Genomic DNA, 21,841 nt, shown 5'->3' on the forward strand with positions numbered 1-21,841 from the left:
GGGGAGTCAGCGGTTCGTCGCACAGAGCGCGCTCGCCACGCGACGGAGATCCACGTGGCGGCGTGCCACGAGGGTGATTCCGGCGCGGGTCATTGATTCAGCGTGCCACGCGCCCACTATGTGGTCCAGGCCGGTCCGAATGCTGGGAACACCGCCCGGATTCAGCTGTTTCTGCTGGTCAAAGGCCCGCTTGAAGGTCAAGTCCCGGGTTCGCGGCCGGGCATTGTGACGCAGAACGCGCGCTCCTCACGACGGGAGAACGCGGTCCACGATGATCCGGATGACCTCCTCGTCGGTGACGTCCGCGAGTACCTCCGGCAGGGTCAGCCGTTCGACGGTGAGCCCGGTCAACGCGAGGTACATCAGCAGGACCTCGGGGCGCCCGCCCGGCATCCCCGCCGCGATATGCCAGTCGACGCTCATGTCGATGCCCTCGCGGATGGTCTTGGTCAGCTCTGCCGAGAGATCCGGGCGCCGGGTGGCTTCGAGCCGGAGTTCGAGGAGGGCGAGATAGGGCTCGCGGTGAGCGGTCAGCCGTCCCATGAGCTCGCCGAGCAGGACGCCGACCCGGTCGTGGGACGGCGACTCGGCCTGCGGGTTCGCCATCACGTCCGCCGGTGCCGACAGCCGCTCGTGCACGCGGACGCCGACCTCGCCGAGCAGTTGATCCCGGTTCCGGAAGTAGTTCGACGTCGTTCCTGGCGGGACGTCCGCTTCGACGTCCACGGCGCGGTAGGTGAGCCCGCGCGCGCCCTCGCGGGCGAGGACGGTGATGGCGGCGTCGGTCAGCGCGGTCCTGCGCTCCGGGTTCTGTCGCATCGGGACATTCTCCTTGCCTCAGTCAAACCACTATGTCTATAGTACTACGCATCAAGTGGTTTAGAACTGGGAGGAAACACCAGATGCAACTCAGCGGTTTCGGTGCCTGTGTGCTCGTCGACGACATCGCCGAGACCACCGCCTGGTGGAAGCGGCACATGCAGTTGACGGTGACGATCGAGCTCGACTGGTTCTCCAGCCTCAACGTCGGCGTCCCCGGCTACGAAATGAGCTTCGCCAAGCGTGGTCACAAGGCCACGCCGGAGCCGTGGCGAGCGCAGGAAGCGGCCGGCTCCATGGTCGGTTTCATGGTCGACGACGCGGCGGCCGAGTACGAGCGGCTGCGCGAGGAGGGAGTCAAGATCGTCACCGAGCTCGTGGATGAGGAGTTCGGCCAGCGGCACTTCTACATCGAGGACCTCAATGGCTTCCTGATCGACATCATCGAGGTGATCCCGCCGTCGCCGGAATGGCTGGCCGCGAACGGGTTGGCCTAGTACCGCTTCGGGTGAGTGAGGCCGCGCGAGGCCGCCGACGCCGCTAGCTTCGATCTCCGATCCACAGAGGACGGAGGAGTTGCGCATGCGCCGATGGGTGGTCGCCGCGATGGTGCTGGCGTCCCTGCTGATCCCCGGTACCGCTTCCGGGGCTCAGCAGGGTTGCAGGCTGATCTCGCCTGACGAGGGGGCGGTGCTGCACAAGGGTGACTCGTACCGGTTCGAGGCGGTCGGCTGCTCGCCGAACGTCCGGGGACACCTGGCCCATACGGTGCTGGTCGAGGTCGCCATGAGCCGCGACGCCGTCACGGACGACGACGGCGAGTGGTCGGTGGACCACGTGGTCAACGACTACTCGCTGAGCATGGAGACCCTCGTCTGGGTGCGGTTCGAGGACGGCACCCGCTCCACGTCGGTCAAGGTGCGCATCGCCGACAGATAGCGCTTCGGTGTGAAGGCCTCTTTCCCCGGGGAAGGAGGCCTTCACTGCGTGGGGGACACTGGGGTGTGCCCGCGTTGCTGCCAGAAACCACCACGCCCGTCGAGTCCGCGCTCCCCGAGAGCGCGCTGGAAGGGCTCGGCACGCGACCGTTCGGTGTCTACGTGCACGTCCCCTTCTGCGCGACCCGCTGCGGCTATTGCGACTTCAACACCTACACCGCCGGAGAGCTGGAGAGCGGTTCGTCGCCGCAGTCCTGGCTCGAAGGCCTCAAGCGCGAGTTCGACCTGGCCGCGCGCGTGCTGGGGAAGCCGCCCGCGGTCGACACCGTCTTCGTCGGCGGCGGCACCCCGTCCCTGCTCGGCGCCGACGGGCTCCGAAGCGTTCTCGACGCCGTCCGTGACACCTTCGGGCTCGCGCCGGACGCCGAGGTGACTACGGAGTCCAATCCCGAGTCCACCTCGCCCGAGTTCTTCGCGGGGATCCGAGACGCCGGGTACAACCGGATCTCGCTCGGGATGCAATCGGCCGCGCAGCACGTGCTGAAGATCCTCGACCGCGCGCACACTCCGGGCCGTCCGGTCGCGGCCGCCGAAGAGGCCCGCGCCGCGGGGTTCGAGCACGTCAACCTCGACGTCATCTACGGCACGCCGGGGGAGCGGACCGAGGACCTCCAGGCTTCGCTGGACGCGGTGCTGGCCGCCGGGGTCGACCACGTCTCGGCGTACGCGCTGATCGTCGAAGAGGGCACCGCGCTCGCCCGCCGCATCCGTCGTGGCGAACTGCCCGCGCCGGACGACGACGTGCTGGCCGCCGACTACGAGATGATCGACCGTGTCCTCGCTTCGGCGGGGTTGCGCTGGTACGAGGTGTCCAACTGGGCGACCTCGGAGGAAGCCCGCTGCCGGCACAACATCGGCTACTGGCGCGGCGGCGACTGGTGGGGCGCCGGGCCCGGCGCGCACAGCCACGTCGGCGGCGTCCGGTGGTGGAACGTCAAGCACCCGGCCCGCTACGCCGCGTCCCTCGCGGCCGGGGAATCGCCTGCCGCGGGCCGCGAACTGCTGACCGAAGAGGACCGGCATCTGGAACGCGTGATGCTGGAACTCCGGCTGTCCGAAGGGCTGCCGCTCGACGCGCTCGACGACGACGGCCGGGCCGAAGCCCGCGCCGCCGCCGCCGAAGGACTGCTGGATCAGTCCGCTTTGGACCGTCAGGGACGTGCGGTGCTGACCGATCGCGGGCGGTTGCTGGCGGACGGTCTGGTGCGCCGGCTCACCTGAGTGGCGGGCAGGTCTGTTGCGGCACGAAGTCCGTGAAGGCCTCCTTCGTTACCTTGAGAGTAGGGAAGGAGGCCTTCACGGACACGCCACCTTTGCTGACTTCAAGGTGGGAGAAGCGGTCTTCGTGGTGTGGTGGTTCTGGACTGGCCGGCAGGACTTGGCTGTGTCTTGAGTGTCCACAAGGGACACATTCCGGCGGTGGAATGTCTGTTTGTTGACTAGATGTGCGGTTTCGATAAGGGGTGTGAGTGGCAAGTGGTGTTCTGATCCTCTTTATCACTAACGGCCCCCTTGTGAAGCCGTGCAAATCGCCTAGATCGGCACTTTCACCGCGAAAAGTGTCCTTTATGGACAAATGAGAACGTGTCGGGTCTCTTTGCCGAGGCCTGCTCCTGTCGTCAACTCCGGCACGCCACGTTTGCCTTACCCGTCAACAGAGCCCGACACGCGCCGACTCACGTGAGCCCCAGTGCCCGGTCCACCCATCGGCCCACCGGCAGTGCTACCACGATCGCCGCCAGCACCAGGTGCACCAGCATGAACATCACCGCGACCGGAACGCTCGGCGGTCCGCCGAGGAACACGATCATGTGCGACGCCCACTTCAGCTCGGTCGGTTTCGTCCCGGCCGCCCAGACGTCGTTGAGCGCCCAGAACGTCAGGTCGTTCGCGCCCGAGATCACCACGAGGATCGCCGCGATCCCGGTCTTGAGCACGTTCGCCGTCCGGCCGCCGCCGAGCCGGTATGCCATCAGCCCGAACAGGACGATGAACGTCACGATGAACAGTTCGAACTGGTACACCGGCTGGAAGGCGTCCTCGTCGGTGGCGGCGTTCCTGGCGAACGCCTGGATCCGCATGATCAGCTCGGTGTCCAAATAGGACATATAGACGAACACCGCGAGCACGATCAGCGCCGGACCCCATTTGGTGCGCGGGAAGAGCGCCACCGTGGCGACCGCGAACACGAACGGGCACAGCTTGAACGCCCAGTCGACGAGGTTGTCCAGCGTCTGGTCCGGCGGCAGGATCACCATGATCAGCAGCGTGGTCACCACGGCCGGGACGGCGGGTACCAGCCACAGCCATTTCCGCCGCCGGTAGAGCGCGGGAATCCAGCCGTCGGTGTCGGGCAGTGTCGCGGTCACAGGTCGTCCTTCTCTGCCCAGAACGGCCCGAGGGCGAGCGCGTCGACGTCGGTCTTGAGGTAGCAGGCCACCGCGTCGGCCGGGCTGGCGACGATCGGTTCGTTGTTGTCGTTGAACGAGGTGTTGACCACCATCGGCACCCCGGTGATCTTCTCGAACTCGCTGATCATCCGGTAGTACAGCGGGTTGTCCGATTCGGTCACCGTCTGCACGCGGGCCGTCCCGTCGACGTGGGTGATGGCCGGGACCTCGTCGCGTTTGTCCGGCAGGACGTCGAACACCAGCAGCATGACCGGCGACGGGTAGTCGCTGACGAACCAGTCGCCCGCGCGTTCCGCCAGGCACGACGGCGCGAACGGCCGGAAGGCCTCGCGGTGCTTGACCTTCTCGTTCATCCGCGTCTTCGAATCGGGGTCGCGCGGGTCGGCCACCAGCGAGCGGTTGCCGAGCGCACGCGGCCCGCATTCCATCCGGCCCTGCACCCAGCCGATGATCTTGCCCTCGGAGATCTTCTTCGCCGTGTGCGCGGCGATGTCGTCGACCTTGGTGTAGCGGACCCCGGCGTCCTGCAGTGCCAGTTCCATCTCCGCCTCGGTGTAGTCGGGCCCGGTGTAGGTGTAGCCGTCGCGAGGACGCGGCTTGCCGTACTTGCCGACCGACACCTCCAGCGCCGAGCCGAGCGCACAGCCGTCGTCTGCGGCCGCGGGCTGAGCGAAGAAGTCCTCGAACGGGGTCTCCAGCAGGATCCGCCCGTTCATCACGCTGTTCAGCGCGACACCGCCCGCGACGCACAGCCGGCGCGACCCGGTTTCCCGCTGCAGCCAGCGCGCGATGTGCAATCCGGCTTCCTCCAGGGTGACCTGCAACGCGTAGGCGACGTCGCAGTAGTGCTGCGGCACCGGGTTCTCCGCGGTGACCCTGGTCTTGGGCCGTGCCGGGCCGAACAGGTCGGTGAACTTCTTCGACATCACGTGCTTGCCGGTGCGGTGGTGGCCGAAGAAGCTCAAATCGAGCTCGTAGCCGCCGTCGTCGTCGAGGTGGATCAGCTGTTTGAACGCGTCGACGTAGGTGTCGTTGCCGAGCGGCGCCAGCCCCATGATCTTGCCTTCGTCACGGGTGGGGTAGAAGCCGAGGTAACCGGTGACGCCGGCGTACATCGCGCCGAGCGAGTGCGGGAACTTGATCCGCCGGATGTCGATGATCCGGTTTCCCTTGCCGTGCCCCAGGTAGGTCGCGGTGCCGTCGCTGCCGATACCGTCGAAGGTGAGCACCGCCGACTCTTCCCACGGCGAGATGAAGTATCCGCTGGCGGCGTGCGCCTTGTGGTGGTCGACCAGATGCGTCTTGAACTTCGTCGGGCCGGTCCAGCCCACGGCCTCCTTCACGTCGCGTTCGAGGGTGAAGGACCGCTTGATGTGCGCGAGCACCGCGCCGCCGACGTGGTAGTCGTCGACGCCCTTGCCGCCACCGGTCTTGAACGTCTCCACCATTCCCGCCGAGGAGCCGCCCTCGTCACCGTTCTGGTTGCGGAACACCTCCAGCGTCGCCGGGAAGTACTTCGCGAACACCTTCGCCGCGTGGATGCCTTCGCGCCAGCGCTGCCAGTAGTAGGCGACGTGGTCGACGTCGGCGAGGGTGATCCCGCCGCGCTCCAGGCAGAACTTGATCGCCTCCGCGGGGAAGTCCCCGTCGTGCTTCTTCCGGGTGAAGCGTTCTTCTTCGGCGAATGCGATGATCTCGCCGTCGCGCACGAGCGCGGCCGCCGAGTCGTGGACCCTGCTGATTCCCAGTACGTACATTTCCTTCTCCAGTGCGACGTTCAGAGTTCGGGGTGGCGGCGGCGCAGCAGCCGCCGGAGGACGATCGCCCGCGCGCCGATCGCGAAGACGAGTGCGGCGAACCCGCCGACCGGCCCCATCGCCGGCACGAGCGCGGCGGCGGCCGGCGGCGTGGTGAGCAGACCGGCGATCGACGCCGACGCGGTGAGCGTGAGGACCTTGCTGTTGGTGTTCTCGATCAGGAAGCCCGCGTAGAGCTGGACAGCGAACAACACCGTCTCGACCAGGACGAAGACACCGAGGACCACGTACGCGCCGACGGTTTCTTCAGCGGTCAGCACCGCGCGGGCAACCGGGATCACGAAGGCGAAGCCCACCAGGACGAGGAACGCGAGCGAGCCCCGTTCGACCAGCTTCAGCAGTGCGACCGCGCGGGCCCTGCCCGCCGCCGCCCCGCTTCCGCGCAGCCGCGCCGAAATCGACGGCTGGTGCACCCGAAGCTGATAGAACAGCAGCGAGCAGAACGCGCTGCCGGCCAGCAAGGCGACGTAGAACGGTCCACTGTCGACGGTCCGGCCCGCCAGTGCCAGCACCCCGAACACCGTCGACGTCGCGAGGACGTCCAGCACCTCGGTCATCCCGAGCAGCACGGTGGTCCGGCCGAACGCGGGCAGGAGCCGGTGTCCCTCGATCCGTTGGACGCGCAGCCACTTCCTCGGCAGCAGCGCCGCGGAGAAACCGAGGATGAGCAGGATCCCGGCGAGCAGCAGGCCGAGGTGGGTCAACGGCGGCCAGCGGACGAACCAGGTGCCCACCGTCACGGCGCCGACCACCAGCGCGCCCGCGGTGAACGCCAGAGCGTCCAAAGTGGACCTACCGGTGAAGCGGTGCAGGCCGGAGACCGTCATCAGGAGGCCGCCGGAGATCGACCAGCCCGCGGCCGTCAGGTACAGCGCGGCGTCCGAGTCCGGTGCGACGATCAGCGCGACCGCCATCGCCGCCAGGACCACCAGAACCGGGACGACGGCGACGCGGACGGCCAGCGCCGCGACCGCGTCCCGCGTAATCCGCAGCCGGGGCAGGCATTTCAACGCAGACTTCTCCGCCGCGGACGGCACGAAGTTGAGCCAGGTCATCAGCCCGAGCGCGGTGGCGAACCGGCCGTAGTCGTGCGCACCCCACGCGGTGACCAGCACCAGGCCCATCGCCTGGATCGCCAGCCGGAAGACGCCACGCCCGGCGAGCAGCCGGAGCACCATCGACGGCTTCGGCGCCGCGATCGACGCGGTGCCGGCACCGGTGAGCGAGGTTCCGGTCAAGGGAGCGGTACCGCCATTCCCCGCTCGTCGAGCAGGAACTTCAGCGTGCCACGCAACTCGTCCTCCGCCGCGAGCACCTCGGGCACGGTCGGCGCGGAAAGCACGGCGTACCCCATCTTGTAGCCCGCCTGCTCGTACGGTTTGACGTAGGAGTCCTGCTCCGCGAACAGTTCCAGGTTGTGCACCGCGGGCATGGCGCGGACCTCGTCGATGCCTTCGATGCGCACGATCCGGCCACCGCGGTCGGAGGCGAGGATGTGGATGAGCGTCGGTCGCGGGTCGCGCGGCGAGAGCACGACCTCACCGCCGGTCGCGGCGGCGATCCCCGCGGCGATCAGGTCGACGCCGGTGCTGTGCTCGATCGCCTCGGCCAGGCCGTTCCCGCCCATCCGGGCGCCCATCTCGATCAGGTAGAACTTCCCGTCACGGCCCAGTACCGCGTCGAGCGTCAGCGGCCCGGTGCGGTAACCGAGTTCGGCGCACAACGCGGCCAGCATCACCGGCAGCGCGCGGTCGACCACCGGCGGCAGCCCGGCGGGCAACAGGTGGGACGCCGTCACGAAGAACGGCGGCGGGGTCAGCGTGCGGCGGGTGACGGCGTGGAACACGATCCGGCCGTCGACCACGAGCGCTTCGATCGTGTAGTGCGAGCCGTCGAGGTGTTCCTCGACGACCAGCTTCCCGGACGGCGAGAACGCGAGCGAGTCGGAGAACGCGGTGGTCAGGCCGCCGGGGCTCGCGCACGAGATGACACCGCGGCTGCCGGAGGAGTCGACCGGTTTCACCAGCGTGGGAAACCGCAGCTGCTGCGCGGCGAGCGCGAGATCCGGGCCCGGTTTCCCGCCGACACTCCGGTAGGTCGGCAGGCGCAGCCTGTCACAGAGTTCGCGGAAGACGGACTTGTCGACCGAAGCGGCGACGGCGGCCTCGGGCAGCGGGTCCGGCAGGCCCCAGTGCCGGGTGAGCCAGGCGAGCGCGGGCAGCCCGACGTCACTGGCCGGACAGAGCACTCCGGCGATGTCGTCCCGTCCGTCGAGTGCCGCCGCGATCTGCTCCGGCGCGCGGACGCTGACCTGGACGAACTCGTCGGCCAGCGCCACGGCGGGCGCGCTCGCGCGGACGTCCACGCAGATGGTGCGGAAACCGAGTTCCCGCGCCCGGTGGTACGTGCTGACCGAACCGTCGGCGCCGCCCAGGATCACCAGGCTCCGTGCGGCCGCCGTGTCTTCGGTTTTCTTCACTCCCGCTTGCCTTTCCCCAGGATGGATCTCGGCCATGGCCGAGGCGTAGAGCCGGTCGTCCTCGTCGACCGGGAAGTTGGCTTCCCTGATGTAGAACTGCCGTGGCCGCGGCTGTCCCGCGCCGACCACGACCAGGTAGCGGACGGTCAGCGCGAGCACCGTGAGCAGCACGGAGAACAGGACGAACGTCAGCGTCGACGCGGCGGTCAGCCCGAGCAGCCCGGTGGCGGCCGCGATCCCGGCGAGCACCGAGATCCCGGCGGTCAGCACCGCCGTGGTCGAAGCAACCGTCGTCAGCCGCCGGGTGAAGCCGACGAACAACTCGATGGCGTGCGAGGAAAGGAAGCCGAAGCCCACTTTGGACTCGCCGCGTTCGCGGGCCCGGTGCGCCACCTGGACGGTGGTGTAGCGGCTGGTCAGTCTCGGCACGGTGGCGAGGAAGTACGGGGTGCCCAGCCGGAGATCGACGATCTTGCGCGCGAGCTCCGTGCGCACCAGGCGGAACGCCGTCGCGCCGGGCGGGATCTCGATGCCCAGCACGCGGCGGCCGAGGAAATGGAAGGCGGCGGTACCCCAGCGTCTTGGTAAGGGATCTTGCCTATTGGTGCGAACACCGAAAACGGCGTCGTTGCCCGCCTCGGCGGCGGTGATCAATTTCCCCGCTTCGGAGGCTGGGAACTGCTGGTCGGCGTCGATGTGCAGGAGCCACGGTTTCCCCGCGTACCGATAACCGGCGGAAAAGGCCGCCTCGAAGCCGAAGTTCCTGGTGAAGGACACGTACCGCACCCGGGGGTCGGTGTGCGCGAGTGCCCGGATGACGTCCAGCGTCCCGTCGGTACTCCCATCGTCCACATAGAGCAGTTCGAGTGGGAGATCTCCCAACTCGGCGACGATCTCCTGATAGGAGGGCTCGACGTTGTCGACTTCGTTGAAGCACGGGACGACTACGGTGAGTCCGCTTTCCGCGGGGCCGGGGGCCGGCCAGCTCATCTGTCGTATCCCTGCGGTGAGTGCGCTATCGTGTTCGTAGCGTCACGCGTTGTGTTTTCACGGTTCATGAGTCCCCTTGGCCCCAGGCGTCCGGCAGGTCGTGCCGGCTCGAAAGTTCCCGTGTTATAGGCAGACTCGCTTTGTTCTCGCCAGCGGAATCCGCAAGTTCGTCCTTTCAGCTCAGTCGAAAAGGTGGGAAGTCGGCCGAAAACCGGATGAACCCGGCGCGGGGTATTCCCAAACCGGCGTCGATGACGCAGGCTTGCGCGCCATGTGGACTGTGGGGGTGAATGCTGCCTGGCGGGCTGCCTACCGGCGGTCCGTGCGGTCGGCCTTCGCGACGGTGCCGTTCTACCGGGAGCGCTGGGCACTCGACGGCAGAACGGATCCCGTGCTGGTGCCGGGGCGCACCGGGACGGATTCCGGCGCGGCGCCGCTGGCCGAGGCGGTGCGCAAGATCGTCGACCTGGTACCGCTCGCCGGTGGCACACAACGGATCGAGCCGAGCCGTGGGCTGGGTCCCGTGCTGCGCAAGGCACGTTCGGTGACCGGGGACGCGCTGGTCGTCGTGCTCGGCGGGGACGAGGTGCGGGCGCCGGTGGACCTGCCGCGCGGAGTTCGTTGCTGTGTGGTGGATCCCGATGTGCCGGCGCCGAGTGTGCTGGCGGAACTGTCGGCCGAGCTCCGCCGCGGTCGTCGCGTGCTCGCGATCGGTGACGACAAGCAGCTCGCCGTCTTCGCGGCGGCGCTGCCCGAAGACCGTGCGTACCGGGTCGAATCCGTACCGCGACGAGAACTGGACACAATGGACTCCGGCCCGTACGGAGTGCTCCACGATCCGGCGCTGGGCTACCTGGGCGCGATCGAGGAATGCGGCCGATGGCACCTGGACTGGCCTCGCGTCTACGCGCGCCCGACGACGGGCGGTCTCGCGTTCACCCTGCTGCGGCAGGATTCCCCGCGGTTCGTGGACGTGCTCCCGGCGGGCGGCGTCCGTGGTGAGATCGCGCCGTGCCCGCGACACGGGACACCGGTCGTGCTCACGTGATGGGGACGATGAAGGTGGCGGCACGGAGCGCCGTGTTCGAGGTCGAGGTGCTCGATCCGCGAAGCGCGACCGAACCCGAAGGCTGGAGCGGGTTCCTGCGGCGGGCGCGGTTGTGGCCGGTGTGGGAGTACGAGGTCCTGCGCAGGGAAGCCTGGATGGCGAAGAACCCCGCGGTACTCGCGGTGCTCCGCCGGAACGGGACGATCGTCGGCGCGTTCACCGTGATGGTGTGCCGGAGCTGGCGAGCGGGTGAGTTCGCGCCGCTGTCCGTCCTGGGTGGGCGGTTCCGCCCTCGCTGGGCGGAGGCCTACCTCTGGCAGCTCAGCGGGTATCCCGCCGGGGTGCTCGACGAGCGACTGGACGAGACCGAGCGGCGGGAAGTGGTCCGCCGGTTCGAACGGGCACTGTGCGCCCACCTCGGTCCGGGACTGCTGGGCGTGATCTACCGCGCGATGAATCCGGAACTCCTCCCGGCACTGGACGGCCGCGGCCGGATGTCGCGTGAGATCGACCCGGCCGCCGTGCTGACCAACGAGTACTCCACTGTGGACGAATGGGAACGGTCGCTCGACGACGGGATCCGCAAGACACTGCACGAACTGCGTGAAGACGGGGACCTGCGCACCGAGGCTGCGCCCGCCCGCCGGGACCTGGACTGCCACGAACTCGCCGTGATGCTCAACGCCCATCGGTCCAGGCAGGACGACCGGGCCTGGGCCGGGGGACAGCGGTCGCGGTTCGGCGGACTGCACATGGACACCCGCAGCCCGATCGCACCGTCCTATCTGGAGGCGCTCGTCCACCGTCCGGACGTCATCACCCGTACCTACCGCGACGGATCCGGGCGGCTGCTGGGCTTCGGCACGGTGTTCGACGCCGACGACGGTGGCGCGCTGCACCAGTGGGCCGCGCTGCCGAGCGCGGGCGGCGGGCGGAAAGGGCTCTATGTCGACTTCTACGCCAGGGGAGTGGAGCACATGATCACGCACCGGCGCCCCGAACTGACCGCCGGCCGGGCGATGCTGGAGAACAAGACCCCGCTCGGCTTCGGCACCAGGTCCCTGGTGTCGGTCGCCGTGCCGAGACCGGTGCTGGGCCGATGACCTGGGAAGTGCGGGTGCTCGACCCGCGGACCGATCCGGAACCCGAGGACTGGGCGGGATTCCTCGCCGCGCAGCAGGCCCCGGTCCCGTGGGACTACGGATTGCTGCGGGTGGAGTCGCGTTTTTCCCGCAGCCCGAACGTGCTCACCGTGATCAGGGACGGGGGTGAGATCGTCGCCGCGGTACTGGCGATGCTGTGCGCCCCGGTCTCCCCGGACCGTCCCGGCGCCGTGCGCGGTGTGGCGCGGCTCGGGCCGCGCTGGGTCGAGGTACAGCACGCGTGGCTTTCCGGATACCCGCCGTGGCTGTTCGCGGACGGCGTCGACGCGGCCGACCGGCGGGAGATCACGCGCCGGTTCGAGCGCGCGGTCTGCCGCTTCACCGGGCCCGGGTGCCTCGGCGTGCTTTACCGGACCGTCGAGCCTGAATCGCTCGACATGCTGACCGGCCGGGGCAGGCCCGTGCGCGACACGATGCCGACGTCGGTGTTGGAGAACCGGTTCGTCGACGTCGACGGATGGCTGGCGTCCCTGCGCCGGAGCAGGCGGCTGAGCCTGCGCGGCCAGTCGAAGAAGATCGCCGCCGACCCGGACGTGATCGTCCGCACCGAGGCCGCCCGCACCGACCTCGACGCGCTGGAGCTGGCCACCATGCTGCGGGAGCACCGTGCGCGGATGGGACCGGTGAAGTTCGACCGGCGCGGTCCGGTCACCGCCGAATACCTCGGCGAACTCGTGCGACGGCCGGACGTGATCACCTCGACCTATCACGACGGCGAGGGCAGGCTGCTCGCGTTCACCAACGTGCTCGACCATCCCGTCGCGCCGCTGCACCAGCATTGGGCGGCGCTGGCCCCCGAGGAGGGGCGGCCGAAGCACCTCTACTTCGAGGCTGTCGTGCGGAACGTGCGCTACATGATCGAAGGCAACCGGAAGTCCCTGTCGATGGGGCGGGGCCTGACCGATCTCAAGGCGACGCTCGGTTTCCAGCCGGTCCCGCTGCTCGGGGTCATCGTGCCGAGGCCGGTGACGCGCTGGTGATCGAAGTGCTGGACCCGCGCCGTGATCCGGAGCCCGCCTACTGGAAACCGTTGCGGGCCAAGGCCGGTCTGCGCGCGGACTGGAGCTGGGAGGTGCTCACCACCCAGGCGTGGGCGGCGCGCACCGAGCAGCCGGTCACGGTCCTGCTCGAAGACGGGGAACCGCGTGGCGTGGTCAGCTCCGCTTGGGTCACCGGGCTCACCCGGCGGCACCGGTTCGCCCGGCCGATGGGACGCGGCCGGTTCGGCGGGCTCGACGTGCGGTCCCCCGGCTCGGGGGCGATGCCGGGCTGGTGGTTCGACGGCGCGGACGGGGACGGCGGCGTCGGCATGCTGCTGGACTCGTTCGTCCCGGCCATGCGCGCGGAACTCGGTTTCGGCCTGCGCGCGCTGCTGGTGCGCCAGGTCGGTGAGTCCGGAGTGGACAGTGTCCGCGGCGGGCTGAAGATGGTGCGGCGGACCGAGGACGTCGCGGTCCTCGACGTCGCGCCGTTCTCGAGCCGGGACGACTGGATGAACTCGCTGGCCAGGAAACGCAAACAGAACCTGCGCAAGATCTTCCGGACCTTCGATGCCGACCCGTCGATCGAGGTGCGCGTGCGGCCGGGTGCCGAGGCCGATCCGGTCGAGATCGCGGAACTGCTGAGGCACAACGAATCCAAACACCACGACGTGCCGATCGTGCCGCTCCCGGCGTTCGTGGGCTACGTGGGTGCCCTCCTGCGACAGCCGGACGTGCACGTCATCGAATACCGTGAGACGGCAACGGGCCGGGCGATCGCCGTCGCGACCCTTCTCGACCACCCGGCGTTGCCGATCGCCCGCCACTGGGCGGCGCTGCCGCCGGAACTCGGCGGGCGGCCAAATCTGTACTTCCACTTCTACGGCGAAACGGTGCGATGGGCGGTGGAAACCGGGCGGCCGCAGGTGGTGTTCGGGAAGAAGATGTCGGAGATGAAGGCTTCGCTGGGGGCGCATCTGGTGCCGCAGTACGCGGCCGCGGTCGCGCTGCTCTGAGCTCGCCCGACCGCCGCGCGTGATCCGGCGGACGACACGCGTGACTGGATGGACGACACGCCCGGGGCCGAGGCTCCGCCGCGAGTCGTCCGGTCGATCACGTGTGTCGTCCATCCAGACACGCGAAACCGCCGCCCGCGCACGGCCGGCCCGACCGGCGCTCACCTGGGCACGCCGTCCCAAGAGGTGTTGCGAAAGTGGCTTTCGCAACACTTCGCCACATCAGATCATGAGGCGGCGGAGGCCAAGCCGCGCAAGAAGAGGTCGATGGCGAACTCGAACCGTTCCTGCGCGGTCTCCGCGGTGAAGTATTCACCCGAAGCCAGTAGGTTCGGAAAGGCGCCGGGCGGGAACGACGTCATGTATTCGACCATCCGCTTGCCGCGTTCCTCCTGGTCGGCCAGGTCGATGTCGCCGTGTTGCCAGCCGGCGCCTTCGTAGGCGAAAGCCTTGGCGTAGAGCCATAACGCGTCGGCGGCGAACAAGGCCCGCTTGAGGTCGAGGCCGCCCGCGCGCAGCACCGCGAGCATCGCTTCGGCCTGCTGCAGGGCGTTCGCACCGACCGGGACGGGGATGGCCCACGCGATCTTGGCGATCCCCGGGACCGACGTCAGCGCGCGCACGTTGTCGCGCAGCAGGTCTTTCGCCTGTTCGACCCATCGCCGCGGATCGGGTTCCGGGAACGGGCCGAAGGCGAGGACGTGGTCGACCATCAGCTCGTGAAGCTCTTCCTTGTTCGCCACGTGGGCGTAGAGCGACGCCGGACCGGTCTCCAGCGCCTGGGCCACGCGCCGCATGCTCACCGCCTCCAGCCCCTCGGCGGCGAGGAGATCCAGTGCCGTCTTCACCACGAGCTCCTGGGACAGCACGGGTTTCTCGGCGCGACGCCGGGGCCTGCTCACTTCGTTCGCCTCCTGATCCGGGGTTCGCGGGAACTCTACTTGACGCGAACACTGTTCGCTTGTAGAACGGTGTTCGTTAAACGAACGCCGTTCGTCCAACTGGAGGAAGTCATGACTGAACGACGGGCCGAAGTCCTGGCCATACTGGGCAAGCTCGCCGACGCGTGGAACGACGGCGACGCGGCCGCGTACGCGTCGCTCTTCACCGAAGACGCCGATTACGTGACCTTTTTCGGGACGAACATGCCTGGCCGCGCGATGATCGAAAGCGCGCACCGGTCCCTGTTCGAGGGGTCGCTCAAGGGATCGAAGCTGGTGGCGGGCGGCCGCGAGCCCAAGGTGCGGTTCATCCGGCCGGACGTCGCGATCGTCGTGTCCGGCGGCGGGTCGTCGCTGTCGGACGACAGGCCGGAACCTGGCCGCGAGTCGACGCTGACGTACGTGCTCGTGGAGGAGCCCGATGGCTGGCGCGTCGCGTCGTTCCAGAACACCCGGGTGAGCGATCCGGCCGCGAGGGTTTCGTGAGGTCGCCGAGGTCTTCACTCGGCTCGCGGGGACGCTGCGGGCGCGGCCCTGCAACCCCGGCTTCGAGACGGATGCCGAGCGTATTTCCTCGCCCGGCAGGGTGGCTGGTGGTATCGCGGTGAGTACACCGTCGAGGAGGATCGGGCCGGTGCCCGGGTGACCCACCGGGTGTACGACGTCGGCGAGGCTTTGATCGGATGATGGGAGACCTCGCCCGGCCCGACGGCGAAAGGCGTACGCTCGGTTAGGTTCACCTAACCCTGGAAAGGAAGTGTGCATGGCCGAGGCGCGGAGAGCGGTGTCGGCGACCCGGCTGCGGGTGCTGCGCACCGAGCGGATCACCCCGCATATGGTCCGGATCGTCGCCGGGGGCGAAGAGATCGCCTCCTTCCAGCCCAACGAATTCACCGACGCCTACGTCAAGGTGCACTTCCGGGTGCCTGGCGTCACCTATCCCGAACCGTTCGACCTGGCCCGCGTCCGCGAAGAGCTGCCGCGCGAGCAGTGGCCGCGGATGCGTTCGTACACCGTCCGCGCTTTCGACGCGAACCTCGGCGAGCTGGTGCTCGACTTCGTCCACCATGGTGACGAGGGGGTCGCAGGGCCGTGGGCCGCCGCCGCGAAACCCGGCGACGAGCTGCTCATTTCCGGACCTGGCGGGGCGTACGCGCCGGGCGAGGAGGCCGACTGGCATCTGCTCGCCGGGGACGAGAGTGCCCTGCCGGCGATCGCCGCTTCGCTCGAGGCGATGCCGGCCGGTGTTCCCGTGCACGCGTTCATCCTCGTGGAGGACGCCGCCGAAGAGCAGTCGCTGACCACCAAGGGCGACGCGCGGATCACCTGGCTGCACCGGAGCCGGGGTGACGATCTCGCGGCCGCCGTCCGCGCGCTCGACTGGCGTGAAGGTGTCGTGCAGGCGTTCGTCCACGGCGAGGCCGGGTTCGTCCGGGACCTGCGGCGTCATCTGCTGGACGACCGGGGCATGCGTCGCGACCTGCTGTCGATCTCCGGATACTGGCGGATCGGGAAGACCGACGAGGCGTGGCGACTGGAGAAACAGGCCGAGCGGAACGCGTAGCCTCGGTCGCATGATCGAGCTGAAGGTGGACGTCGACCCGGCCGAGGTGGGTTTCGACGCGGAGCGGCTGCGCCGGATCGACAAGCACTTCGACGGGTATCTGGAGCGAAAGCGGCTCCCCGGGTATCTGGCCGTGGTGACCAGGAACGGGAAGGTCGCGCATCTCGCGTCGAACGGGCAGCGCGACATCGAGGCCGGGCTTCCGATCGAGACCGACACGATCTGGCGCGTCTACTCGATGACGAAGCCGGTCACCTCCGTCGCCGCGATGATGCTCGTCGAAGCGGGGCTCATCGACCTCAAGGACCCGATCTCGCGCTGGCTGCCGGAGTTCTCGGAACCGCGGGTCTTCGCCGGGGGCTCGTCGGTGAAGCAGGCGACCGTGCCCGCCGCCGAACCGATCCGCCTCTGGCATCTGCTCACCCACACCGCGGGGCTGACCTACGGTTTCCACCGCACGCATCCGGTCGACGCGCTCTACCGCGAGGCTGGGTTCGACCTCGGCACCGCGCCCGGGCTCGATCTGGCGGGCGTTTCCGAAGCGATCGCGCGGTTGCCGCTGCTGTTCCAGCCGGGTTCGGAATGGAACTATTCGGTCGCGACGGACATCCTCGGCAGGCTGATCGAGGTCGTCTCCGGGCAGTCACTCGACGTCTTCTTCGCCGAACGGATCTTTATTCCGCTCGGCATGCACGAGACGGGGTTCCAGGCCGCCGCCGGCGATCTCGACCGGCTGGCCGCGCTCTACGTGCCGCATCCCGCCACCAAGGAGCCGTTCCGTCACGACGAGCTGGGCAACGTCGGCCGCGTCGCGCCTTCGTGCTTCTCGGGTGGCGGAGGGCTGGTCTCCACGGCGGGTGATTTCCACCGTTTCGCGCAGATGCTGGTGCGCGGCGGCGAACTCGACGGCGTCCGGCTGCTCGGCCCGCGCACGGTGCGGCTCATGGCGACCAACCACCTGCCTGGCGGCGTGGACCTGGAGACTTGCGGGCGAACCGGGTTCTCCGAGGCGCCGTACGACGGTTTCGGCTTCGGCCTGGGCTTTTCCGTGCTCGACGACCCGGTGAAGGCCAAGACCCTGGCCAGCGCCGGGGAATTCGCCTGGGGCGGCGCGGCGAGCACCGCGTTCTGGGTCGATCCGGACGAAGACATCACGGTCCTGTTCTTCACCCAGTTGCTGCCGTCGTCGACCTATCCGATCCGCGTCGAATTGAGGAACCTGGTGTACCAAGCCTTGGTCGACTGAGGGGGAGCCATGCGCCGGATCGTGGTGGTCGGGGCCGGTCAAGCCGGACTGGTCCTGGCCTTGGGCCTGCAGCGGCACGGATACGCCGTCACCGTGGTCACCGACCGCGACGCCGAAACGATCCGCGACGGCAGGCTCATCTCGAACCAGTGCGTGTTCCATCCCGCGCTGACCCGGGAACGCGCGCTGGGCATCAACTTCTGGGACGGACAGGCCCCGGAGATCCTCGGCGCGTCGTTCGGGCTCGCCGGGGACTCCCCGGAGCCCGCCGTCTCGTGGCAGGCCCGGTTCGACCATCCCGCGCAGTCGGTCGACCAGCGGGTCAAGGTGTCCGCCTGGCTGACCGCCTTCGCCGAACGCGGCGGCGAGGTGCGGATCGGCAAGGTGACCCCGGACGGGCTGGAGCAGTACGCCCGCGAATTCGAACTCGTGCTGGTCGCGGCCGGGCGGGGGCCGCAGTTCGACGCCCTCTTCTCGCGTGATGACGCGCGTTCCCCGCATCGTGAGCCGCAGCGCACCATCGGGATCCTGTACCTCGTGTCCGGCCGGGACGAACCACTTCCGGTGTATCCGGGCCTGACGTTCGGGCTCTCCCAGGCCGGTGAGCTGTTCGGGCTGCCGATCCAGTCCGTGCGCGGACCGGTCTTCGGGCTCGGGTTCTTCGGTGTGCCTGGCGGCCCCATGGACGTCTGGGACGGCGTCACCGGCGTCGACGAGCATTTCGCCCTCGCGATGAGGGTGCTGCGCAGGCAATTCCCGTGGGTCGAGGAGTCGCTCGCCGACGCTCGCCCGAGCGGGCCGCTGGACGTTCTGCGCGGCCGGGTCCTGCCGATCGTGCGCGACCCGGTCGGGACACTGCCGTCGGGGGCGAAGGTCCTGGCGATGGGCGACGCCGCGGTGACGAACGACCCGATCGCCGGACAGGGCGCGAACATGGCGGCGCACGCGGCCGCGGTCTGCGAACGGCGCATCCTCGACCACGGTGACCGTCCGTTCGACGAAGCGTTCCTGCGTGGAACTTTCGCCGAATACTGGGAAAAGGCCCAGCACGCGACCCGGCTGAGCAACGATCTGCTCGGCCCGCCGCCGGATCACGTGCTGGCCACCCTGGAAGCCGCGCGGACGGCGCCCGAGGTGGCGCGCCGGTTCGCGAACATCTTCGCCGATCCCGCCGACTACGCCGGTTGGCTCACCGACGCGGACACCGCACGGGCTTACCTGGCGTCGAACGGCGCGTGATCCGGGGCGCACACGGTGCCGCGCGCCGGAAGGCGTCCGTGGGACAGGTAGGCGTCGACAGCCGCGTCGACACAGGCGCTGCGGTTCAACGCGCCGTGTCCCCAGGCGTCCAGCGTCAGGAGCCGGGCGTTGCCGAGGACGCGTTCGGCCCGCTTCGCCCCGGCGTACGGCGTTTCCGGGTCGCCCTTGCCGTTGGCCAGCAACAGGATCGGCGCGGTCGGCCGGTTCCACGGTCCCGTGTACCGCGCCGGGTCGGAGGCGGGCCAGAAGGCGCACGGCAGGGAGAGATACGCGTCGTACGAACCGAAACCGCGGCTTTCCCGGTCGGCCGCGCGGGCCGCGCGAGGCCAGGCGGCCGGGTCACGCGGGTTCGTGGTGTCCGCGCAGATCGTCCCGCCGCCACCCATCGCGGAATCGAAAGGTGTCGCGATGGCCTTCGCCACGACGGGTTCCGTCACGGACTGGAGGAATTCCGCCAGCGCGGGCGAGTGGGCCTCGTCGGTCAACCCGTGGTGGGTACGCCGGACGACCTCCTGATAGGTGACCGGCCCCGGCGTGGCTTCCAGCCGGTCGAGGAGCCCGTCGTACTTGGCCCGCAAGTCCTTTCCCGGCTCGCGGAACGCGCACCGGGTGTCGGCCGCGCACGCGTCGAGGAACGCCTGGAGCGCGCGGTCGGCGTCCCGGAACCCGCCGAGCCTGGTGCTGAACGGGACGTTCGCGTCCTCCGGGCGGTGTCCGGTGGACCAGGCGATCGGATCGTTGACGGCGTCCAGTGCCAAGGCGCCGACCCGATGCGGGAACAGGTTGGCGTACACCTCGCCGACGTAGGTGCCGTAGGAAAGCCCGTAGTAGCGCAGGCGGGGCTCGCCGACGGCTTGGCGCATCCTGTCGAGGTCCCTGGCGACGTTCGCGGTCGACAGGTGGCCGAGCAGCGGCCCGGCGTTGCGGCCGCAGGAGGCGGTGACCTCGCGGGCGTCGGCGAAATGCCGGGTCTCCTGCTCGGCGGTGATCGGGAAGTTGCCCAGGATTCGTTTGAGCGGAACGGTTTCCGCGTCGGAGGTGAAGCATCGGACCGGTGTGCTGGCGCCGACGCCGCGCGGGTCGAAGCCGACGATGTCGAACTGCCGATGCAGGGACGGGGTCTGGAACCTGCTGAAGCGGCCGTGGTTCCCAGGGCCGCCGGGGTTGGTGAAGAGGGTGCCGCGTTTGTGCTTCTGGTCCGTCGCGGGGAGGCGGCCGAGCGCGATGGTGATCCGAGGTCCCCCCGGGTCCTGATAGGACAACGGGACTTCGATCTCGGCACAGTCGTACCCCGGTGGCGATCCGGACGGGCAGGGGCCCCAGGCGAGCCCCTTCGGCGCGGCCGAGACCGCGGGCGCGATCGTGACGGCGGTGAGTGCGGTGAGAGTGAGTACGGCGGCGATGCGGATTCTGGTCACCGGCCCAGCGTCTCGCCTCGCGGGCGCGCGATCCCTGGTGCTTGTACCAGGAAAAATGGTGGGGTAAGCCCCTCCATGTTCAACATATAGCGCACCTGGGGGCTTGCGGCAAGACCCCGGTGGTGCCGCAGAATCCTCGGCCGTAGCGAGAACAGGCCGAACAGGAGTGAAGATTTGACGGACGTCGACGTGATCATCGTGGGTGCCGGCCCGACCGGTCTGATGCTGGCCGCCGAACTGCGGCTGGCCGGTGCGCGCCCGCTGGTCCTGGAACGGCGGCCGGAACAGGGGAAGACTCCGAAGGCCCACGGCCTCAGCGGGCAGATCCTGGACCTGCTGCACCATCGCGGCCTGCTGGAGCGGGTGCGGGGGCTCGTCACCGACCCCGTCCCGCCGCATCGGTTCCCGTTCGGTGGGGTGCACGTGGACCTCACCCGGTTCGAGGAGCCGCCGCTGAAGGCGCTTTCGGTACGGCAGCAGTCGCTGGAGCGGCTGCTGGAGGAGCACGCCATCGAACTCGGCGCGGAAGTGCGTCGCGGGCACGAAGTCGTCGGGCTGCGCCAGGACGAGGACTCGGTGACCGCCGAGGTGCGCGGACCCGACGGATCGTACGAGGTCAGCGCCCCGTACCTGGTGGGCTGCGACGGCGGACGCAGTCCCGTCCGTTCGATGGCGGGGATCGGTTTCCCCGGCACCACCTATCCCGAGGTCAACCGGATCGGGCAGGTCAAGATCCCCGACGGGCTCACCGTCCACGACAACGGCGACATCGAGACGCCGGAACTGGGCCGGATCAAGGCGGGCTTCACGCGCACCGACACCGGCGTGTTCGCGCTCGGTTCGCTGACGCCGGGGATCGTGTTCATCCAGACCACGGAGGACGATCCCGGCGAGGTCGACGACGACGTGCCGATGACCCTGGCCGAACTCGGGGACAGCATTCGCCGCGTGCTCGGCGGCGACGTCCCGTTGGGCGAGCCGGTCCGGCTCTCGCGCTACCAGTTCTCCGCCCGCCAGGCGGAGCGCTACCGCGAAGGCCGGATCCTGCTGGCGGGCGACGCGGCCCACCTGCTGCCGTCCACCGGCACGGCGATCAACGTCGGCATGTCCGACTCGGTCAACCTGGCGTGGAAGCTGGCCGCGGAGATCCAGGGCCGGGCGCCGGAAGGGCTGCTGGACACCTATCACGCGGAACGGCACGCCGCCGGTGCGCGTGCGCTCCTGCAGTCCCGGGCACAGGTCGCGTTGCGGCGCGGGCACGACGAAGCGGCTGAAGCGCTCCGCACGGTTTTCCAGGAACTGCTGGACGACGAGCAGGCGGCGCGACGGCTGGCCTCTCACGTCGCCGGGACCGACACGCGCTACTCGATGCCGGGCTCCGGGCACGCGCTCGCCGGCACGTTCGTCCCGGATCTCGCGCTGGAGACCGACGAGGGCCCGACCAGCGTCGCCGAACTGCTGCGCCCGGCGCGGCCGGTCCTGCTCGACCTCGCGGGCAGGCCCGAACTGCGTGACCTCGCACAGGGGCGTGTGGACGTCCACACCGCGAAGGCGGAGGACCGGCCCGCCGACGTCCTCCTGATCCGCCCCGACGGCTACGTCGCCTGGGCGGGCGACACCGACACCGAAGGCCTGCGAGAGGCCTTCGCCGCCTGGTTCGGCGCCTGACCCCACGCATTGCGTCCTCTGAA

General features: G+C 69.2%; 20 protein-coding genes and 1 pseudogene. 12 read left to right on the plus strand and 9 right to left on the minus strand.

Translation table 11 applies throughout. The annotated features are described in order from the left end of the window. Positions 1–6: 6 nt before the first annotated feature. Both AC069I_RS25785 and AC069I_RS25790 read right to left on the minus strand, forming a co-directional pair. Positions 7–93 (minus strand): putative leader peptide, encoded by an 87-nt coding sequence (locus tag AC069I_RS25785; RefSeq protein ID WP_360907593.1) that lies wholly within the window; start codon positions 91–93, stop codon positions 7–9. A 153-nt stretch (positions 94–246) separates the two neighbouring features. After that, positions 247–819: a TetR/AcrR family transcriptional regulator gene (locus tag AC069I_RS25790; protein WP_125676199.1), complete on the minus strand. Its 573-nt coding sequence runs from the start codon at positions 817–819 to the stop codon at positions 247–249. A gap of 83 nt (positions 820–902) precedes the next feature. Here AC069I_RS25790 and AC069I_RS25795 point away from each other — a divergent pair, with 83 nt between their 5' ends. The 3 genes from AC069I_RS25795 to hemW all read left to right on the plus strand — a co-directional run bounded on the left by AC069I_RS25795 (position 903) and on the right by hemW (position 3,038). Then, positions 903–1,316 carry a VOC family protein gene (locus AC069I_RS25795; RefSeq protein ID WP_126729537.1) on the plus strand — a complete coding sequence of 138 codons (414 nt, stop codon included), beginning with the start codon at positions 903–905 and terminating at the stop codon, positions 1,314–1,316. A gap of 85 nt (positions 1,317–1,401) precedes the next feature. Continuing rightward, positions 1,402–1,758 carry a hypothetical protein gene (locus tag AC069I_RS25800; RefSeq protein ID WP_478266559.1) on the plus strand — a complete coding sequence of 119 codons (357 nt, stop codon included), beginning with the start codon at positions 1,402–1,404 and terminating at the stop codon, positions 1,756–1,758. 65 nt (positions 1,759–1,823) lie between these two features. Next, positions 1,824–3,038, plus strand: coding sequence for a radical SAM family heme chaperone HemW (gene hemW, locus AC069I_RS25805; protein ID WP_478266560.1), 1,215 nt, complete (start codon positions 1,824–1,826; stop codon positions 3,036–3,038). A gap of 455 nt (positions 3,039–3,493) precedes the next feature. On the opposite strand, the gene AC069I_RS25810 is transcribed toward hemW, so the two are convergent. The 5 genes and pseudogenes from AC069I_RS25810 to AC069I_RS25830 form a co-directional block, all read right to left on the minus strand. Beyond that, positions 3,494–4,186 (minus strand): hypothetical protein, encoded by a 693-nt coding sequence (locus AC069I_RS25810; RefSeq protein ID WP_478227695.1) that lies wholly within the window; start codon positions 4,184–4,186, stop codon positions 3,494–3,496. Next, complete coding sequence (locus AC069I_RS25815; RefSeq protein ID WP_192745809.1) at positions 4,183–5,985, minus strand: carbamoyltransferase family protein; 1,803 nt, start codon at positions 5,983–5,985, stop codon at positions 4,183–4,185. Before AC069I_RS25815 ends, AC069I_RS25810 begins: the two co-directional genes overlap by 4 nt. 20 nt (positions 5,986–6,005) lie before the next feature. After that, entirely contained in the window at positions 6,006–7,283 is a 1,278-nt protein-coding gene (locus AC069I_RS25820; RefSeq protein WP_478227697.1) for a hypothetical protein, read from the minus strand. Further along, positions 7,280–8,560 carry an ATP-grasp domain-containing protein gene (locus AC069I_RS25825; protein ID WP_478266586.1) on the minus strand — a complete coding sequence of 427 codons (1,281 nt, stop codon included), beginning with the start codon at positions 8,558–8,560 and terminating at the stop codon, positions 7,280–7,282. Before AC069I_RS25825 ends, AC069I_RS25820 begins: the two co-directional genes overlap by 4 nt. A gap of 3 nt (positions 8,561–8,563) precedes the next feature. Beyond that, positions 8,564–9,514: pseudogene (locus AC069I_RS25830) on the minus strand (glycosyltransferase family 2 protein); the annotation flags it as partial. A 322-nt stretch (positions 9,515–9,836) separates the two neighbouring features. Between AC069I_RS25830 and AC069I_RS25835 the strand changes: the two are divergent. From AC069I_RS25835 to AC069I_RS25850, 4 genes are read left to right on the plus strand one after another with little or no spacing between them, the layout of a single operon-like run. Beyond that, positions 9,837–10,562 carry a hypothetical protein gene (locus AC069I_RS25835; RefSeq protein WP_478266561.1) on the plus strand — a complete coding sequence of 242 codons (726 nt, stop codon included), beginning with the start codon at positions 9,837–9,839 and terminating at the stop codon, positions 10,560–10,562. Beyond that, the gene (locus AC069I_RS25840; RefSeq protein ID WP_478227699.1) at positions 10,562–11,665 is read left to right on the plus strand and encodes a hypothetical protein; all 1,104 of its coding nucleotides are present in this window, start codon (positions 10,562–10,564) and stop codon (positions 11,663–11,665) included. The genes AC069I_RS25835 and AC069I_RS25840 overlap by 1 nt, the downstream gene beginning before the upstream one ends. Beyond that, the gene (locus AC069I_RS25845; RefSeq protein ID WP_478227700.1) at positions 11,662–12,705 is read left to right on the plus strand and encodes a GNAT family N-acetyltransferase; all 1,044 of its coding nucleotides are present in this window, start codon (positions 11,662–11,664) and stop codon (positions 12,703–12,705) included. Before AC069I_RS25840 ends, AC069I_RS25845 begins: the two co-directional genes overlap by 4 nt. Further along, positions 12,699–13,721, plus strand: a complete 1,023-nt coding sequence (locus AC069I_RS25850; RefSeq protein WP_478266587.1) for a GNAT family N-acetyltransferase — start codon at positions 12,699–12,701, stop codon at positions 13,719–13,721. The genes AC069I_RS25845 and AC069I_RS25850 overlap by 7 nt, the downstream gene beginning before the upstream one ends. 227 nt (positions 13,722–13,948) lie before the next feature. Here AC069I_RS25850 and AC069I_RS25855 read toward each other — a convergent pair whose 3' ends face one another. Then, a complete protein-coding gene (locus tag AC069I_RS25855) occupies positions 13,949–14,623 on the minus strand; it encodes a TetR/AcrR family transcriptional regulator (RefSeq protein ID WP_340685454.1) in 675 nt (224 codons plus the stop codon). Positions 14,624–14,734: 111 nt separating this feature from the next. Between AC069I_RS25855 and AC069I_RS25860 the strand changes: the two genes are divergently transcribed. The 4 genes from AC069I_RS25860 (at position 14,735) to AC069I_RS25875 (ending at position 18,711) form a co-directional block, all read left to right on the plus strand. Continuing rightward, a complete protein-coding gene (locus AC069I_RS25860; RefSeq protein WP_478227701.1) occupies positions 14,735–15,148 on the plus strand; it encodes an SgcJ/EcaC family oxidoreductase in 414 nt (137 codons plus the stop codon). Positions 15,149–15,425: 277 nt separating this feature from the next. Beyond that, the gene (locus tag AC069I_RS25865; RefSeq protein WP_478227702.1) at positions 15,426–16,226 is read left to right on the plus strand and encodes a siderophore-interacting protein; all 801 of its coding nucleotides are present in this window, start codon (positions 15,426–15,428) and stop codon (positions 16,224–16,226) included. 10 nt (positions 16,227–16,236) lie between these two features. Beyond that, positions 16,237–17,472: a serine hydrolase domain-containing protein gene (locus AC069I_RS25870; protein WP_478227703.1), complete on the plus strand. Its 1,236-nt coding sequence runs from the start codon at positions 16,237–16,239 to the stop codon at positions 17,470–17,472. 9 nt (positions 17,473–17,481) lie between these two features. After that, positions 17,482–18,711, plus strand: coding sequence for a styrene monooxygenase/indole monooxygenase family protein (locus AC069I_RS25875; protein ID WP_478227704.1), 1,230 nt, complete (start codon positions 17,482–17,484; stop codon positions 18,709–18,711). On the opposite strand, the gene AC069I_RS25880 is transcribed toward AC069I_RS25875, so the two are convergent. Continuing rightward, entirely contained in the window at positions 18,687–20,150 is a 1,464-nt protein-coding gene (locus tag AC069I_RS25880; protein ID WP_478266562.1) for an alpha/beta hydrolase, read from the minus strand. The two genes, AC069I_RS25875 and AC069I_RS25880, sit on opposite strands and share 25 nt — an antisense overlap. 174 nt (positions 20,151–20,324) lie before the next feature. Here AC069I_RS25880 and AC069I_RS25885 point away from each other — a divergent pair, with 174 nt between their 5' ends. Continuing rightward, positions 20,325–21,818 carry an FAD-dependent monooxygenase gene (locus AC069I_RS25885; protein ID WP_478227706.1) on the plus strand — a complete coding sequence of 498 codons (1,494 nt, stop codon included), beginning with the start codon at positions 20,325–20,327 and terminating at the stop codon, positions 21,816–21,818. Positions 21,819–21,841 lie beyond the last annotated feature (23 nt).

This window comes from Amycolatopsis sp. NPDC043885 (genome assembly GCF_056435685.1).

Excerpts from the sequence above, each read along its gene's own strand:
- AC069I_RS25790 (WP_125676199.1), bottom strand. The coding sequence starts at position 819 with ATGCGACAGAACCCGGAGCGCAGGACCGCGCTGACCGACGCCGCCATC.
- AC069I_RS25800 (WP_478266559.1), top strand. The coding sequence starts at position 1,402 with ATGCGCCGATGGGTGGTCGCCGCGATGGTGCTGGCGTCCCTGCTGATC.
- AC069I_RS25865 (WP_478227702.1), top strand. The coding sequence starts at position 15,426 with ATGGCCGAGGCGCGGAGAGCGGTGTCGGCGACCCGGCTGCGGGTGCTG.
- AC069I_RS25845 (WP_478227700.1), top strand. The coding sequence starts at position 11,662 with ATGACCTGGGAAGTGCGGGTGCTCGACCCGCGGACCGATCCGGAACCC.
- AC069I_RS25860 (WP_478227701.1), top strand. The coding sequence starts at position 14,735 with ATGACTGAACGACGGGCCGAAGTCCTGGCCATACTGGGCAAGCTCGCC.
- AC069I_RS25815 (WP_192745809.1), bottom strand. The coding sequence starts at position 5,985 with ATGTACGTACTGGGAATCAGCAGGGTCCACGACTCGGCGGCCGCGCTC.
- AC069I_RS25840 (WP_478227699.1), top strand. The coding sequence starts at position 10,562 with ATGGGGACGATGAAGGTGGCGGCACGGAGCGCCGTGTTCGAGGTCGAG.
- AC069I_RS25825 (WP_478266586.1), bottom strand. The coding sequence starts at position 8,560 with ATGGCCGAGATCCATCCTGGGGAAAGGCAAGCGGGAGTGAAGAAAACC.
- AC069I_RS25875 (WP_478227704.1), top strand. The coding sequence starts at position 17,482 with ATGCGCCGGATCGTGGTGGTCGGGGCCGGTCAAGCCGGACTGGTCCTG.
- AC069I_RS25795 (WP_126729537.1), top strand. The coding sequence starts at position 903 with ATGCAACTCAGCGGTTTCGGTGCCTGTGTGCTCGTCGACGACATCGCC.
- AC069I_RS25870 (WP_478227703.1), top strand. The coding sequence starts at position 16,237 with ATGATCGAGCTGAAGGTGGACGTCGACCCGGCCGAGGTGGGTTTCGAC.
- AC069I_RS25785 (WP_360907593.1), bottom strand. The coding sequence starts at position 93 with ATGACCCGCGCCGGAATCACCCTCGTGGCACGCCGCCACGTGGATCTC.